The organism is Nostoc sp. (assembly GCF_036917775.1).
In the GTDB taxonomy this organism is placed as follows: domain Bacteria; phylum Cyanobacteriota; class Cyanobacteriia; order Cyanobacteriales; family Nostocaceae; genus Nostoc.
In genome coordinates, this window is the sequence record NZ_JBALEQ010000102.1 from 37995 (window position 1) to 56420 (window position 18426).

Below are 18426 nucleotides of genomic sequence, written 5' to 3' on the forward strand. Positions count from 1 at the left end.
AAAGAAATGTATCTAAAATACAATTAAGCTCGAATTATCTCGGAAGAAGCACTGCTGGAGCATTTAGCATGATGATTGCATTACCCGGATTTAAAATTGTCACTTTGTTAAAAGCAGGGGTAAAAGCAGTCATATACCGTGGAATCAAGGTTAAAGACCAGTGTCCGGTAATTATCAAAGGGTTGCGTCCAGAACAGTGTACACCCAATAATATTGAACAACTCAAACATGAGTATGCGATCGCTCAAAGGTTAAATATTGCCGCCGCAGTCAAGGTTTACGCCTTAGAGATGCACCAGGGAATCCCTTATTTGATTATGGAGGATTTTGAGGCGCGATCGCTCGATCAGTTACTAGACCAATTTCAAGAACCTGTTTCATTCTTAAAAATTGCTATTGAAATCACCAGCAAACTCGCACAAATTCACACTCATAACATTGTCCACAAAGATATTAAGCCGCAAAATATCTTAGTTAATATCGACACCAGTCAGGTTAAAATTGCCGATTTTGGAATTGCTGCTTTCATTCCATACCAGCAGCAAATTGTTAGCAGTTCCAGTCGCATTGAAGGCAGTTTACCTTATCTCTCACCTGAACAAACTGGGCGGATGAATCGAGGGATTGACCATCGTAGCGATTTGTATTCACTGGGAGTCACCTTTTATGAGATGCTGACAGGTCAGCTACCATTTCAAGGCAAAGACCCCTTAGAGTGGGTGCATTGTCATATTGCTCAATCTCCGCCATCTCCGAAAAAGCTCAACCATGATATTCCCCAAATACTCTGTGACATCATTATCAAATTGTTGTCGAAGGTTGCAGAACAGAGATATCAAAGCGCTTTAGGTTTGCAATTTGATCTGGAACGATGCTTAAAGCAATTGGAGACAACTGGAGAAATTCAATCCTTTGTTTTAGGTGAGCAAGATATCTCAGAGCGCTTTCAAATTCCCCAAAAATTGTATGGGCGAGAACAAGAACTTGCCAAGCTTCTCCAAGCATTTGAGCGAGTTGTTACCCAAGGAAAACCAGAAATTGTCCTCGTCTCTGGCTATGCTGGAATTGGTAAATCTTCTTTAGTTAAGGAGATTCACAAGCCGATTGTGCGAGAACGTGGAGTTTTTATCTCTGGTAAATTTGATCAGTACAAACGAGATATTCCTTACTCCACCATTGTTCAAGCTTTTAAAACACTTGTTAGACAAATTTTAACTGAGCCAGAAGAGCAACTTGCCAATTGGAAAAAGCGAATACAAGCAGCATTAGGGAACAATGGTAGATTAATCACCGATGTAATTCCAGAAGTTGAATTAATCGTTGGCGAACAGCCACCTATACCAGAGTTGGGGCCTGCTGAATCTCAAAATCGATTTAATTTAGTGTTTCAGAATTTTATCAGTGTATTTTCGCAAAAGGATCATCCACTCACTGTTTTTTTAGATGATATGCAGTGGGCAGACAGTGCTACTTTAAATTTAATTCAAACCGTCATTACTGGGTCTAGTATCCATTATCTCTGCTTTATTTTAGCCTATCGAGATAATGAAGTAGATGTTGTGCATCCCTTTAGTTTAATGATGGAGAAGATTTGCCAGCAGGGAGTAAGAAAAACTGAAATTATTCTTACTCCCTTAAATCTTGTTTATGTAAATCAATTGATTGCTGATACATTGCATAGTTCAGCAGAACGAGTAGAACCTCTTGCTCAATTGATTATCCAAAAAACTGATGGTAATCCTTTCTTTGTCAATGAATTTCTGAAAACACTGCATCAAGAAAATCTGCTGAATTTTAACCCCCAATATCGGATTTGGCAATGGGATCTAGCTCAGATTGAAGCCCAAGGTATTACAGATAATATTGTCAACTTGATGATTGGGCGGATGCAAAAGCTACCAGCCGCAACTCAAGAAGTGCTTAAATTAGCCTCCTGTATTGGTAATCGCTTTGATCTAGAAGTTTTAGCGATCGTTGGTGAACAATCTATTAAAGAAACAGCAAATGCCCTTCTTGAAACAATTTTAAGAGGATTAATTATCCCCATAGAGTCAGATGAAACAACTGGCAGAAACTATCGTTTTTATCATGACCGAGTTCAACAAGCTGCATACTCCTTAATTGCTGATGAATCAAAGTCGTTAGTTCATCTGACAATTGGGCGACTTTTACTGAAAAATTCTAGTCATGAACAAGTAAACGAGCAAATTTTTGATTTAGTCAATCAACTAAATCTCGCGGTTAATCTGATTATTGAACAGACAGAAAAAGATGAATTGCTAAGATTGAATTTAATCGCTGCTAAGAAAGCAAAAGCATCTACAGCCTACACTCCTGCTAAAAGACTTTTTAAAGTTGCTATGAATCTTTTAGCTGAAAATGCCTGGATAGAGCAATATGAACAAACATTTACTTTATTTAGAGAACTAGCTGAATGTGAATTCTTAACCGGGAATTTAGAACAAGCGGAACAATTATTTGAGTTACTATTGCTTAAAACAGAATCTCATGTAGATAAATCTAATATTTTCATGCTGCAAATCAGACTCTATCAAGTCGCGGGTAGATATGAAGAGGCATTGACATTAGGATTAAAAGCTTTAAAACTTTTTGAGGTGACATTCCCTGATACAAATGAGGAAGTGCAAGCTGCGATCGCAATTGAAAAAAACGACATATCAACTAATCTAGATAACAGACAAGTCTCTGATTTAATTAATGCTTTAGTAATTGAAGACCCCAATATTAAAACAGTAATTAGTCTGTTGACGACTTTGGGCCCGCCTACTTATCTTGGTAGACCTCATCTCTTTCCTTTAGTTGTACTTAAAGCAGTTAACTACTCACTCAAGTTTGGGAATACGGCAGATTCCTGTTTTGCTTACAGTATGTATGCGATGTTGTTGGTTTCTATCTTCCATGATATTCCTACAGGCTACGCATTTTCTGAGATGACAATTCAATTAAATGAAAAGTTTCACGACTTGAAACTTAGAGGAGTTGTTCTACACATTCATGGAAGCCATATTAACGTTTGGCGTAACCACATTGCTACCGATATTCCCTTTTTAGAACGGGGATTTATTGGCTGTGTGGAAGCTGGTGATGTGACGATGGCAAACTACAATGGTTATCAAGGCTCATGGCAAATTATCCAATTAGGCTCTCCACTTTCAGATACATATAAATCTTTAGATAAATACATCGTATTTGCCCTCCAGTCTAAACATGAGGCTGTCTATCAGACAATCAGACTACAGCAGATGTTGCTGATGAATCTGCGCGGACTCACTCACCAAACTTTGACTCTAAGTAATGATGAATTTGATGAATCCTACGCTTTATCTATTATTACTGATGCAGGTTTTGTCAGTGGAATTATTTTTTATCACATTATCAAATTAATTATCCTTTTTACTTATAGAGAATATGCAGAAGCACTAAATTATGCAGTAAAATTATCCAATTTTCCCGTTACGACACTGGCATTACCCATTGAAACAGATTATATTTTATATTACTCACTGACTTTAACAGCTCTTTACCCCACCGTATCTTTTCAAGAGCAAGAACAGTTTTTACTAACTTTAAAATCCCATCAACAACAATTGCAATACTGGGCTAATCACTGCCCTGAAAACTTCTTACACAAGTCTCAATTAGTAGCTGCTGAAATAGCTCGAATTCAAGGTCGAGATTTGGAAGCAATGCGCTTATATGAGCAATCAATTGCTTCAGCCCGTGAGCAGGGATTTGTGCAATATGAAGCTTTGGCTAATGAGCTAGGTGCTAAGTTTTACTTGGAACGAGAGTTTGATTTAATTGCCAAAACCTACTTGCAAGAAGCGAAAAATGCTTATGTGCGCTGGGAGGCATCTGCTAAAGTTAAGCACTTAGAAGAATTCTATCCTCAGTTATTGCCACAACCACAACTTACTTCTAACGGAACATTTATCACCACAGGGGAGCATTTAGACTTTTTATCAGTAGTTAAAGCCTCTCAAAGCATATCTGGTGAAATTGTTTTTTCGCGGTTGTTGAAGACATTAATGCAAATTGTCATCGAGCAAGCAGGGGCGGAAATCGGTTATTTGTTGCTTGAACACGAGCAAAATCTGCTAATAGAAGTAGAAGCTAAGGTTAATCCCCAGGCTGAAAAGCTCAATGTTTCTCGACCTGTATTTGATGGCGAAATTTCACAAGTTATTCCGCAATCAATGCTAAATTATGTTCAGCGAACTCAAGAAACAGTGATTTTGCAGAATGCTAATGAGCAAAATATGTTTTCTGGAGATGAATATGTAATCCAAAAACAACCTAAATCAGTACTTTGTTTACCGATCGCACGTCAGTCGAAATTACTTGGTATTTTATATTTAGAAAACAATCTTATCCCCAGCGCCTTTACACAGGAAAAACTTTCCGTACTAGAGATTTTGACAGTTCAAATTGCTATTTCTCTAGAAAATGCTCGTCTTTATCAAGGTTTAGAGAATAGCCAAGAACAGCTTAACCTGGCATTAAAATCTGGCAAAATTGGTGTTTGGAGTTGGGATATTGCCAATGATTTGTTTGACTGGGATGAGCAGGTTTATCAACTATTTGGGTTAACCCCTGAAACTTTTGTTGCAAATTCTGAAGCCATTTTAGCTCGTCTGCATCCAGATGATAGGCCATTGCTGGCTCAATCGTTGAGCCGAGCGATTAACGAAGGCGTAGAGCATGATTTAGAATATCGAATTATTCGAGACGACGGCAGTATTCGCTACCTAGCCTGCCGGGGAAAAGCCTTTTTCAACGAAGCAGGTAAAGCTACACACATGAGTGGCGTTGTACTTGATATCACCGATCGCAAACAAGCTGAAGCCGAACGTATCCAACTGATTCAAGAGCAAACTGCGCGACAGGAAGCAGAAGCCGATCAGCAACGAACAGCATTTTTAGCTCAAGTCAGTGCAACCCTCGCTTCTTCCCTCGATTACGAAAACACGCTAGCAAGTGTGGCAAACTTAGTTGTGCCTTACTTCGCCGATTGGTGCAGCGTTGATCTGCTACTAGACAACCAATCAATTAATCGGGTAGCAGTTGCTCACCGAGATCCAGAGAAAGTTAAACTCGGTTGGCAACTTCATCAGCATTATCCGAGAAAGTTGGATGAACCAGGAGGCGTGCCTAAAGTACTGCGTACAGGAATTCCTGAAATGGTAACTGAAATCTCAGATGCACTATTAGCAAAAGGCATCCAAGATGTAGAACATCTAAGGATTATACGTGAAATCGGTTTAAAGTCCTGTATAATGTTGCCCTTGATGGCACGTGAAAGAATTTTTGGTGCAATTTCCTTTTTTACAGCAGAATCAGAACGTCGTTACAGCACATCTGACTTGTCACTAGCTGAAGATATTGCCCATCGAGCGGCGATCGCCATCGATAATGCCCGCCTTTACCAAGAAGCACAGCAAGCACAAAAAACCGCAGAGCAAGCCTTAGAGCGCATTGCCCGTCTCCAATCCATCACGGCTGCACTTTCAGAATCGCTGACACCAACCCAAGTATCTGAAGTTATTGTAGAGCAAAGCATGGCTGCCTTAAAAGCCAATTCTGCCCTCGTCGCCTTACTAAATGAAAACAAGACTGAACTAGAAATTGTGCGGGCGGTTGGCTATAAGCAAGATTTGGTAGATGCTTGGCGGCATTTTCCTATTGATTCACCTTCGCCTTTAGCCGAAGCTGTGCGGACTGGACAACCTATTTGGGCTGAATCGAAACAAAATAGAATAGCTCGTTACCCTCATCTAGCTGAAGCTTACGCCCAATATGACATTGATGCCTGGATTTCTATTCCATTGATGGTAGAGGGTTCAGCAGTTGGAGGTATAACTTTAGGATTTCTCCAACTTCAAGAACTTAGTGAAGAAGATCAAGCATTTATCTTGGCTGTTGCTCAACAATGCGCCCAAGCGATCGCTCGCGCCCACCTTTACGAAGCCGAACGAACGGCGCGAAACGCTGCTGAATCAGCAAACCGCATCAAAGATGAATTTTTAGCCGTGCTATCCCATGAACTGAGAACCCCGCTTAACCCGATTCTGGGTTGGACAAAGCTGATGCGGAGTCGCAAACTTGATCAAGCAACAAGCGATCGCGCCCTCGAAACCATTGAGCGCAACGCCAAGTTACAAACCCAATTGATTGAAGATTTGCTTGATGTTTCCCGCATCCTTCAGGGTAAACTTAACCTCAACTTCGGCCCCATTAATTTGGTATCAATCATTGAAGCTGCGATCGAAACAGTGCGTTTATCAGCACAGGCTAAATCCATTCAGATTCAGACAATTATTGAATCTGGTGTCGGCCCAGTTTTAGGTGATGGCAATCGATTGCAACAAGTCATTTGGAATATTCTTTCCAATGCCATTAAGTTTACTCCTAGTGGAGGAGAGGTAAAAATTAAATTAGCGCAGGTTGGCTCACAGGTACAAATCTGCGTAACTGACACAGGGAAAGGGATTGCACCTGATTTCTTACCTTATGTTTTTGATTATTTCCGTCAAGCAGATGGGGCCACAACCCGGAAATTTGGCGGTTTAGGTTTAGGATTAGCGATCGTCCGGCATCTTGTAGAACTTCACGGGGGAACTGTGCAAGTAGAAAGCCTGGGTGAAGAAAAAGGAGCCACTTTCACCGTCCGACTTCCATGTTTACAAAATGAAAGTAAAGGAATCAAAGATAAAATAAATACCTCCTCACTTCTGCCAGATCAATCCTTACCTTTATCTGGTCTAAAGATCCTTGTGGTCGATGATGATGCAGATATGCGAGAATTTTTACCTTTCATGCTGGAGCAATATGGGGCAACGGTGACAGCTGTAGCCTCAGCCATTGCAGCTTTAACTGCACTGAGTCAATCCCAACCAAATTTGATTATTAGCGATATTGGGATGCCAGAAATGGATGGTTATATGCTGATGCGACAGATCAGGAGTCTAAAACCAGAGCAAGGTGGAACAATTCCCGCGATCGCTTTAACTGCCTATGCTGGAGAGATGGATTCTCAGCAAGCGATCGCAGTTGGATTTCAACAGCATATTTCCAAACCTGTAGATCCAGAAGAATTGGTAAAGGCGATCGCCATACTTGTCGGTTAAGGGGGAAAGGGAAAAGGTTAAAGTTTAACCGAGCAGTATTGAAGGCGATCAGATCATTAATTAAAAGCTTGTAGTCAGAGGCTATAGCCCTACTTTGTTCGCGTACTATCTTAAAAAGAGGTCTGGATCTGCTCACTACGGGATGCAGATAATATTGTTTTATCGTTTAAATGAGGGGTCTCACCCTCTATCCATCATCTGTATCCGTCAGTGGAAAAGGGTTTTGGTCAAAATTTAATTGTTAGTAATCAATTTCCACCCCTATTCACAGGATGACGCTAGCTAAACAAGCGATTAAACTATGGATAATATCAAGGCTATTGTTGCTTTTAGCACAACTTACATAAATTTCATCGCATTCTTAAATTTAAAATCTCATCCTGCTATATAAAATATCAGTTATGTCAGCGTATCAAGGAAGTTATGGGGAAACCACCGATTTGATTATTGGTGTTCACAACCAAGAAAACCTCGAATTACAAACAAATTCTGCTCCTGTCGGCAATCTTGCCACAAGGAAAGGAAATTTTTCTACGTTTCTTGCTCCCCTGACTCAGGATACTTTTAAGCAGGTCGTTCAGGATGTCGAGCAAAAATTACAGATTGTCCATCAAACCCTATCAATGCTGGATTCTCAGGGGTTTGAAACTCTTCTGCAAGAAATGTTGCATTCGATTACCTTGAAAACCGGGGAATTACTGGGAGCAGATCGGACAACGATATTTTTATTGGATGAAGAAAAACAAGAACTCTGGTCGATTTTAGCTGAGGGGGAAGGCGATCGCTCTTTAGAAATTCGTATCCCCGCCAATAAAGGAATTGCTGGAGAAGTCGCTACTTTCAAACAAGTTATCAATATTCCCTTTGATTTTTATAACGATCCGCGATCGCATTTTGCCCAAGAACAAGAAAAAAGAACTGGCTACCGCACCTACACCATGCTGGCTTTGCCATTGTTAAATGAACATGGACAGTTAGTTGCAGTAGTACAATTACTGAATAAATTAAAATCTGGGAATAATCACGCCGCTCCCCTTGCCGAGCGCGTTGATACCAAAGGTTTTCTCTCTTGTGATGAACAATTATTTCAAGAATTTGCCCCTTCAATTCGCCTAATTTTAGAATCCTCGCGCTCTTTTTATGTCGCCACCCAAAAACAAAGAGCAGTGGCGGCACTCATGAAGGCCATCAAGTCCCTCTCTCAAAGCAGTCTCGACTTAGAAGACACCTTGAAGCGGGTGATGGATGAAGCCAAGGAACTGATGAATGCCGATCGCAGTACACTATGGTTAATAGACCATGAGCGCGATCAATTGTGGACAAAAATCACTCAGGATGATGGTTCAACTAAAGAATTGCGAGTCCCTGTAGGTAAAGGCTTTGCGGGTATAGTAGCGGTTTCGGGCAAGAAACTGAATATTGCCTTTGATTTGTACGACGATCCTGACTCTGATACAGCCAAACAACTCGATCAGCAAAATGGCTATCGCACTTGTAGCTTACTTTGTATGCCAGTATTTAACGCCGATCAACAACTGATTGGTGTTACCCAACTCGTAAATAAAAAGAAAAGTGGTGATTTTCCACCTTATAATCCAGTTGATTGGCCCAAAGCTCCCGACTGCTTCCAAGCTAGCTTTGACCGCAACGATGAAGAATTTATGGAAGCTTTTAATATTCAAGCCGGAGTTGCGCTGCAAAATGCCCAGTTGTTTGCCACAGTCAAGCAACAAGAACAAATGCAACGAGATATTCTGCGTAGTCTTTCCAATGGAGTGGTTTCCACTGATAAAACTGGATTAATTATCGCCGCTAATGAAAGCGCTCAACGTTTGCTGGGACTGGGAGTAGATGAACGTTTAGAAGGTAAATTAGTTAATGATGTCATTGGCATCAAAGAAGGCGACTTTAGCAAGTGGTATCAAGATGCTTTACACGCAGTTGACTTAAAAGGCCGCCAGCAGTATTACCCCGATCGCACACTCCTAACTACTGGTACAGAGCAGCATAGTATTAATTTATCCATTAACACAATTGCCGATGCCAGCGACAACGAGCAAGTCCGGGGGGCGCTGGTGGTGATGGAAGATATCAGTGATGAAAAGCGGCTCAAAAGTACGATGTACCGCTACATGACCCAGGAATTAGCGGAAGAATTGCTGAAATTGGATGATGCTAAACTTGGAGGCGATCGCAAAGAAGTTTCGATTTTATTTTCTGATATTCGCGGCTACACCACTTTGACAGAAAACCTGGAAGCAGAAGAAGTGGTAAGTATGCTCAATGAATATTTTGAATCAATGGTGGAGGCAGTCTTTAAACATAAAGGCACTCTTGACAAATACATCGGCGATGCAATTATGGCTGTGTTTGGTTCTCCTCTGGCATTAGAAGAACACGCTTGGATGGCAGTGCAAACATCCTTAGAAATGCGCCATCGCCTGCACGAATTTAATCAACGTCGCTATGTAGATGATAAGCCCAGAATTAAAATCGGCATTGGTATCAACTCAGATACTGTGATTAGTGGGAATATTGGCTCTAGTAAACGGATGGAATTTACCGCCATTGGTGATGGTGTTAATCTTGGCTCTCGATTAGAAAGTGTCAGCAAACAATATGGTTGCGACATTATTATTAGCCATAACACTTTTAAACCCTGCGAAGATCATATTTGGGCTAGGGAACTAGATTACATTCGTGTCAAAGGCAGAAATGAGCCAGTAGCTATATATGAATTACTCGGTTTGCGTTCCAACCCAATTGAAAGCGAAAAATTGCAAGTGATTGAGCATTATCACAAAGGACGCGAGTATTATCTCAAGCGCGATTTTAACCGTGCTAGGGCTGAATTTGCCCTAGTTTTAGCAGCAGACAACCAAGATAAAGCTGCTATGTTGCATCTTTTACGTTGTCAGCATTGGTTACAATCACCGCCAACAGAGTCAGATTGGGATGAAGGTGTCTGGACATTTCAAGAGAAATAAGTGATTTTGCTAATTGAACCACTAATTATCATCTTTCTTGAGTTTGCAGTCTCTGGCTGCAAACTCAAGAAAAATTGAGTATTTATTAAAAATAAAAATCTATTGAAATTATTTTTTAAAATATCTTAATATTTCTCAATTAAGTTTAAAAAATCTTGGGAGTGGATTAAGAATCAATTAAGATAAGCCGCTTTGTAAAGGTTAATTGATATTTCTTGTCAAACTGCTGGTGAAGTTAGAAACTAAGAAATACAACACACGCAATTATTTTATGACTGCTATTTCTAGCCTTGAATTCAAACGACCAATTTGGCAAACCGCTATAATATTGACTTTGGGCTTTTGGCTCAGTGCTAGTTTAGTTTTAGACTGGGTAATTATGCCTAGCCTTTATCTTTCTGGCATGATGAGTCAAGCTGGTTTTACAATAGCAGGCTATACAATTTTTTGGAATTTCAATCGGATGGAATTATTGTCTGCTGCTGTAGTGCTGACAGGGGCATTAGCTTTGGGTAAAACCCAGTATCACTGGCGCATTGGCAGTATTATTTTATCTGGGCTGCTGCTAACTATAGCTGTGCTTGACACTTATTTCTTAACTCCGCAAATGTGCGCCATAGGAGTTCAGTTAAACCTATTTGAAGCAGCAGCAGCTATTCCATCGACAATGAATTTATTACACGGTAGTTATTGGGTACTGGAAGTAGTTAAGTTGGTGGCTGGTGGCACACTTTTAAGCTGGTGCTGGCGCGAGCAAGTTTAAGTAGATGGAGAATTATAACGGTGAGAATATTTACTTATAAATCTCACATCAAAGACGCAAAGAAATTCTTTGCGTCTTTTTGCTACATATACTTTATGAGTTAATGAATGCAATATTTATGACGGCTACGCCTACGCAGGCAATTTTATATTTATATTGGTGACTTTTAAAGCTTGAGATTCTTCGGTTAAATTGCTATTATAAAATGATTCATTTATCTATTAAGTGTAATTAAATAAGCAGGCAAAATTATCTTTTACTGTACATTTTTAGCCCTCCCGGATATTAGAGCAAAAAAATACTAAAAGATAATATTAATTAGTTTTCATGGTTACTTTACTGATTTATCATAAAGTTTAGATATTCTTTCTAACTTTTTTTGAAAATTATAGTAATCTAAATTTTAGTGAGTACGTTACTTGTTATCTACCATTTAGCTAGGAAATAGCGATTTTGCAGGTATGTACTACTAATCAAGAATTTCGCTGTAAGTTCTTGAATTTGTCACTTCAAATTAAATTGTGCCAGGTGAATATTTCGCCCCAAACAACATTAGAACCCGTTTCTAGTACTTATGAAGAGATGCCCTTCTGCTGGTTTGGTCGCCTTTGCATCTCAATACTTGTCGGGTTTTGGGGAAAAGGGAAAGGGGAAAGAAAAAACCTTTAACCTTTTCCCAAAACCCAATTTCGAGTTAAAAATGCTTTACCCGAGCAGTATTGCTGTGCATCTCACTCACCACACACCATTATGGCGACAATTACCAGCTAACTCATCCTTGGTCGGAGGTTTCCCATTCTTGTTGTGCAATTGGTAGTTTTGCCCAGTCCCAACACTAAGAGTTGCTCTACAAGCTCAAGACCTAAGTAAGATATTGGGCTTTTTGAATGCTTAGTTTTTAATAATACTTTTTCTATTGATGAAGTTTCCCTCAAGAATAAACTTCTAGCAAAAGTACCTGACAACTTTATTTATGGCGACCAAAACATTGCTTTTCATTGCTGAATTAATCCATAAAAGCCTTGATAGAGCAGCTTTTTCATCTACAGCACTGGAGATTTTGATTGCTTGAGACTTGAGTATGAGGGGCAAAAAAACTTTTCTAAGAGAACTAAAGTATCTGCAATTGTAGGCTACTAGATACGGATAACAATGATACTTTTGTGACTGATGGGCGAGAGCCAATAGTCTATCTGTTGCACTTGAGTTACTGTTAGATTGGCTAGATTAGCAAAAGATACAGAAAACCAATCTAGTTTTTGAAATACTATATCCTGGCAACCAGTCGGGCCATTTTGCTATTGGGCAACAATATGGATTGGTTTAGTTGTAATTCGTGCTTTCTAGCTTAACAGAGATTGGTTAATTAAGAGTTGGGGGGTGTGGAATCTCTGTACTAACTCAAATGTGACCGCTATATTTATCTGATAGTGCTTCCAACCAAGTCGCAGTGAATTCCGAAAAGGTAATTCACTAATTTCGCCTGCAATGTTAATTTTATTCCAGAGCTATCCCAATGAAGACACTTCCGATTAATAGATACAGATTTTTTCAAAAACTCCAGCCTTTATCTTTGTTGAAAAAAATCACTGGTAAGTCTGTTACTGGTTGTTTGCAGGTGTTTAGCACATCAGGCTCTTGGTCAATATATGTAGATGAAGGTAAACTAATTTATGCCTGCTACTCAGAGAAAATGTTTGAGCCACTTTACAGAAATTTGCAACGCTTGAGTCAGCAAATTTCTACTCTCCCTTGTGAAATTCACGAACAGTTACGGGCGATATTTGAAACTGGGATTGAAAATCAGGCAATACCGAACCCAGATTATTTGGCTATTTGTTGGTTAGTTAATCAAAAATATATCAGTCCCTTTCAAGCGGCGATACTCATAGAGCAATTGGCGCTAGAAGTTCTAGAGTCATTTCTGAACTTAGAAGAGGGGAGTTATGAATTTATTCCTGAAAGCTTTTTAGATGATATGCCAAAGTTTTGTCATCTTAATCTCCGCTTACTGGTTGAACGATGTCAAACGCCCCAAAGCGTAGGCGTAGCCTCTCCTAGAGAAGCAGCCAATCGTCAGACTGCGCCAACTTCTAAATCACACCCCTCAGAATTGTTCAAAATCAATGAGCTAAAACCTAAGAGCAAAAGTACACCAAATTTTAGAACAAACGGCTATAGACCACCCGTCTACTCTATTAATACTAATGAACATAGGGGTCAGCGAATTACCCAACCTCCGGTTGAGAAAAAAATTTACACCATCTTTTGTATTGATGATAGTCCTACAGTATTGAATACTATTCAAAGTTATTTAGATGAGCAAACCTTTTGTGTTGTGGGAGTTACCGATTCTTTACAAGCTTTAATGCAGATTGTTCACACAAAACCCGACATCATTTTGTTGGATATTTCAATGCCTAATTTAGACGGATACGAACTCTGCTCTTTGCTGCGTAAACACTCAAATTTTAAAAATACACCTGTGATTATGGTGTCAGAAAAAGTAGGATTTATAGATAGAGCTAAAGCTAAGATGGTCAAAGCATCAGGCTATTTAACTAAACCTTTTACACAAGGAGATTTACTAAAAGTAATCTTTAAGCATATTATTTAATTTTCTAATATAATAAATAACAGCACTTAATCATTTTTAATATTTAAGGTTAAGTATTATTTTGATGGCTAGTATTCAAGTTGTAGAAGATTGTCTGAATTTAAATTAATTAATAATTATTTCAACTATAAGAGTTACAACTTTATTAAGATAATGAGTACTAAACAAGCTATATAAATTAATTTCCATGAGTGGAAAATCACTCAATACAAATATTTTCTGGTAGAATTGACGACTTTAGTAGGTCTGAGTAATTGGTATCTCCCTTAGTATTTCTAAAAGCGATCGCTCCAAAACTTCGCTGACAACTTTATTACCTTGCAAATTGAGGTGAATGTGATCGTGATACAAACCTTGCGGGTTGTTCGTTGAATTGAATATCGGTAAAAAGTCTACATAGTTAATTTGCTGGGCTTTAGTAAAATCGCTCAAGCGTAGGCGGGCTTTAATTTCGTAATCGCGGGGGCCTGGTTCAGCAATTTCTCGCAGTAAGGGAGTCATAACTAGTAAAAATTGGCTCTTGCTTTGGCGAGTCAGGGCTTGAATTTTGCCGATCGCTTCCAAATTAATCCCCACGCGATCGCCTGCTTCATTTTGCACCGCTTTCATTTCAGGAATTGGCTTCTGCTTGACGATATAACGTTGCCACACTTCTGCTAACGCTAGGGGAGGTTTACTATCGGGATAGTTGCGATCGCGTCCTACCGGTAAAGAAGTAGGAGGAGTAGCAAACAAATCATCGGTATTAATTAATAACACAACTGCTTGGGCGTTGAAATGGCTAAACTTCTCTAAATAGGCTAACTCGTTCCTTGGCCCCCAAGAGTTAGCTGAAGCATTCAGCACTTCCACTTCCTGATAATTACGATGAGTGGATGATGCTAGAGAACGCATCATGATCGCCGATATTGTATTAGTCTGATCTGTCCACCAACCACCATTCGCAATAGAATCCCCTAACAGTAAAACTCGCAGCGTAGAAGGTGCGGGTGTTTTATTGATCGCACTACCTCGCATAGAATACTCATTAATTTCAATGCGATTACCAAAACGACGGGTACGCTGGTTAGGAGCCAATAAATAGCCAATCTGCTCATCACCAATGTAAATTAGGGGATTACCAAAGCCAAAGAGCGATCGCAGTCCGATCTCGACTATCATAAATAATCCTAAAACCACCGCCAAAATTACGATCAGTGCCACTTTCACCTACCCACACCCTTTAATACCGTGTTGCTTCTCAACGATACTAACTGACGCATTCGGCATTGGAAAGAGGTACAGGGGCGAGGTGTAGAAGGAAAAACTTTCTTTGCTCCCCTGATTTAATCCAGTATCCTAGCATCTGAATTAAGGGGATTAATATGTATTGGTATCTGTTTATAAGCTTTAAAAACAGCAATTACATGGCTATTAACTGTTTACCTAATATGTCTACTTTTGTGTAAGAGTATAGCAGTGTTTTCTAGTGATATAATTTTATATTACCAGTATTACTATGACTACAATTTTTATCATTTTATCAATTAATTAATTTCGCAAATTTTTTTTCAGGGGTAAGGTAGGATGATCAAAATAGCCACACGTAAATATTTAGGCAAACAAAATGTCTATGACATTGGAGTTGAGCGTGACCATAATTTTGCACTCAAAAATGGCTTCATAGCTTCTAATTGTTTCAATAAATCCCATTCGACCGCCTATGCTTATGTAACTTATCAGACAGCATATTTAAAAGCTAATTATCCATTGGAATATATGGCGGCCCTGTTAACGGCTAACAGTGGCGATACCGATAAGGTACAGAGATATATTACTAACTGTACAAACATGGGTATTTCCATAGATCCGCCAGATATTAATCGTTCTGGTGTTGATTTTACGCCGACATTGGGAAAGATTCTGTTTGGCTTTTCGGCGGTGCGTAACGTGGGACAGAATGCGATCGCCTGTATTTTAGAGGCGAGAAATGAGACAGGAGAGTTTAAATCTCTCGCTGATTTTTGCGATCGCGTGGATTTACGTGCTGTGAACCGTCGGACTCTAGAATCGCTGATTTACTGTGGAGCCTTTGACAAAATTGAATCCAACCGCCAACAGTTAATTAACGACTCAGAATTAGTGTATGATTGGGCACAATCTCGCGCTAAAGACAGAGCCAGTGGACAAGGGAATCTCTTTGATTTATTAGGCGATGGATTTTCTTCTACTCAGAATAAAAGAGCAAATAATGCCTTTGAAACTGCTCCTAAATCTAAACCTGTGACAGATTTACCTCCACAGAAAAAGTTGCAGATGGAGAAAGAATTATTAGGTTTTTATGTATCAGACCATCCACTAAAATCCTTAAGGCAAATAGCACCACTTTTAACTCCAATTAACCTTTCGCAATTGGGAGAGCAAAGGGAAGACACAAGACTTTGTGCAGTTGTGATGTTAAATAACGTCAAAAAAGTGGTTACAAAAAAAGGCGATCAGATGGCCATTTTGCAAATAGAAGACCTAACCACACAATCAGAAGCTGTAGTTTTTCCTAAAACTTATGAACGCATTAGTTCCTTACTTCAAGTGGATACAAGATTGATTATTTGGGGGAAAGTAGACCGACGCGACGAGCAAACTCAATTTATTGTTGAAGATGCAGAGCCAGTGGAAACAGTACAAATGGTAATGGTAGAGTTAAATCCCCAGCAAGCAGGTGATATGGAAAAACTACATCTCTTGAAAACAATTTTGCAAGAACATTCAGTAGATAAAGAAAAGGCAAAAATGCCAGTTATTGGAATTATCCAAACTGAAAAATCTCGGAAACTTGTTCGCTTGGGTTGGCAATTTTCTGTACAAGATTCAAGAATAACCGTCCAAGCTTTGCAAAATGCTAGTTTTCCTGCTCATATCAAATCGCTCACTGGTAGCTAATACCAGAAGTGAAAAATCCACCAATACTGAAAAGCATCTGAAAAATTAGTTTTATTGAACTGTCAACAGTAAATTGCCTTAAGTATTCAGGGTTAAAAGCGTTTTTTTAGTTACTTATGCGGATGATAATTTCCTTGAGGGAGTGGTATCTTTTTATGCTAATACCCTTAAGGCTGCGACCGGGGGAAGGAGTTAAAACTTGATGAGCGTAAATGAGCTACATAAATTTGTTTCATACTGTAAAAGGATTCAACCCCAAACTCACGAGGACATTCAAAAGTTTTTTGAAGGAGTGATCTTATTTCCTTATGATAAGGAACTTCTACTGCAAGCTTATTTATTTCTGAATATTAAAGAGTTGTTTCCCTCGTGCGCTGAATTGCTGTTATTTGAAAAATCTCCAATTTCAGATTATACAGATTTAGGAAAGTGTGATTTTGTCTACCTAACTTTTAAAGGTAGTCTGTATTTAATTGAAACTAAGTTTATTGATACGGAAGCAACAGGAGCTACAGAAAGAAAAAGAAGAAATAAACACAGAAACAAGGTATTTGAGCAAGTTATTACTTTAAAAGGCCGATTTAGTGAATATTGGAATATGAGGCTAGAACAATTAGAGTGTGGGGTTTTCACAACAGATCCAGAAGTTGCTTGGCGAGGAAATGGTGTGAACGTCACATCTAAATCAATATCTATAGATCAGCTCGAAAAATGGCGAAGAAGTTATCACACTAGTGAAAGATTTTTATCTCATCAAGATGTGCCAAAATTTGAGGGGAAGGTTAATTTAAAAAGTTAAGCCTTGACTGAAGAGGCAAGATGTGAAGCAAAAATCCCATTGGATTTTAGCCGTGGAAGTTTCAAATCGCCTAAGCTAAGTAGTCAGACAGAATTAATTCATCAATGTCATTGCAAAGAGAAGCGAAGGCTCACAATGACTATAAATATTTCTGTCCGACTACTTATCGATTAAATTTGCCAGATAGCTAAGAGCAATTTCACCTTTGTCAAATCATCAGCAACCATAGCCCGGAAAACGTGTCAGATTACTTGAATAAGTACCAAAAATCTGACAGGAAGATACTAATGAGAATTTGGGCTGCTACTGCTGTGCTAGCTTCCTCTTGGCTAATATCTGGGGTTATATGTTCTGAGCCAATCAACGCTACTTCTGTTGTGGTACAAAATACCATATCATCCCCTGCGCCAACAAATGCAAAACAGATTACTGTTAGCAAAGCTGAGTTTGGGCTGAAGAGAGTTGACTCCAAAGGTAACGTTACCATTTTCCAGACAACAAGAGTGCCACTTCAGCAGGGAAACGCCTACGGATGGCGGATTAAACTCAAAGACTACCAAGGTGAAGTAAAATGGCGCGAAGTATTGCGTTTACCAAAACCTCCAGAAACTTGGGGTACAGATAGCGGTGAAGACTTCTCAATGTCACCAGACGGGATGACATCTGTGACACGGCGTACACAGTCGGCTCCAGAGGGTGTAATTGAGAATTTTTGGACGATTACCCCTGGCGATCCGGTTGGTAAGCATAGGATAGAAGTCTATATTGATGACCGTTTGATCAGTACTTTCGAGTTTGAAATTATCCCAGTTAAGTAGATGTAAAACGAATTCCCTCCTTAAAAAGCAATACGCTTGGGTTAAGCGCTACTTGTACAAAATCGTGGGTTTTTGAGACGCGATAAATCGCCGTCTCTACAAGTGTTTTGGTCTTATCTGAACTGTATTGTCTTAAAAAGGAGGGATAGGGAGTCAAGTCGCTTCTCTACGAGACGCTGCGCGTAGCTTGCTTCTGTTAGGAGTACGCTCAAATTAAAAATTAAAATTATTAATCAAAAATTGTAAGACCCTCTCTACGAGACGCTACGCTATCAGTGGGTACAACTGGAGTTTAGACTAAAAGCGATATGAGAGAAAGCAGACCAAATGGAATTAGAGGTTAAAAATATTATCTTGTCAGCCTGAAAGCATCCG

The 18426-nt window shown here is 39.3% G+C and carries 8 protein-coding genes; 7 read left to right on the forward strand and 1 reads right to left on the reverse strand.

Translation table 11 applies throughout. The annotated features are described in order from the left end of the window. The first annotated feature begins 68 nt into the window (after positions 1-68). The 4 genes from V7K69_RS21115 (at position 69) to V7K69_RS21130 (ending at position 13515) form a co-directional block, all read left to right on the forward strand. Complete coding sequence (locus V7K69_RS21115; protein WP_335037868.1) at positions 69-7148, forward strand: AAA family ATPase; 7080 nt, start codon at positions 69-71, stop codon at positions 7146-7148. A 401-nt stretch (positions 7149-7549) separates the two neighbouring features. Then, positions 7550-10135 (forward strand): GAF domain-containing protein, encoded by a 2586-nt coding sequence (locus V7K69_RS21120; RefSeq protein ID WP_335037870.1) that lies wholly within the window; start codon positions 7550-7552, stop codon positions 10133-10135. 271 nt (positions 10136-10406) lie between these two features. Further along, entirely contained in the window at positions 10407-10898 is a 492-nt protein-coding gene (locus V7K69_RS21125; RefSeq protein ID WP_335037872.1) for a hypothetical protein, read from the forward strand. Positions 10899-12414: 1516 nt separating this feature from the next. Further along, on the forward strand, positions 12415-13515 hold the full coding sequence (locus V7K69_RS21130) for a response regulator (RefSeq protein WP_335037873.1): 1101 nt from the start codon (positions 12415-12417) through the stop codon (positions 13513-13515). Between the two features lie 237 nt (positions 13516-13752). Here V7K69_RS21130 and V7K69_RS21135 read toward each other — a convergent pair whose 3' ends face one another. Beyond that, positions 13753-14724 (reverse strand): SGNH/GDSL hydrolase family protein, encoded by a 972-nt coding sequence (locus tag V7K69_RS21135; RefSeq protein ID WP_335037875.1) that lies wholly within the window; start codon positions 14722-14724, stop codon positions 13753-13755. A 357-nt stretch (positions 14725-15081) separates the two neighbouring features. Here V7K69_RS21135 and V7K69_RS21140 point away from each other — a divergent pair, with 357 nt between their 5' ends. From V7K69_RS21140 to V7K69_RS21150, 3 genes are all read left to right on the forward strand, one after another. Further along, positions 15082-16434 carry a helix-hairpin-helix domain-containing protein gene (locus V7K69_RS21140; RefSeq protein ID WP_163929269.1) on the forward strand — a complete coding sequence of 451 codons (1353 nt, stop codon included), beginning with the start codon at positions 15082-15084 and terminating at the stop codon, positions 16432-16434. Positions 16435-16636: 202 nt separating this feature from the next. Beyond that, positions 16637-17233 carry a hypothetical protein gene (locus V7K69_RS21145; RefSeq protein ID WP_335037879.1) on the forward strand — a complete coding sequence of 199 codons (597 nt, stop codon included), beginning with the start codon at positions 16637-16639 and terminating at the stop codon, positions 17231-17233. Between the two features lie 287 nt (positions 17234-17520). Continuing rightward, complete coding sequence (locus V7K69_RS21150; protein WP_335037881.1) at positions 17521-18051, forward strand: hypothetical protein; 531 nt, start codon at positions 17521-17523, stop codon at positions 18049-18051. Positions 18052-18426 lie beyond the last annotated feature (375 nt).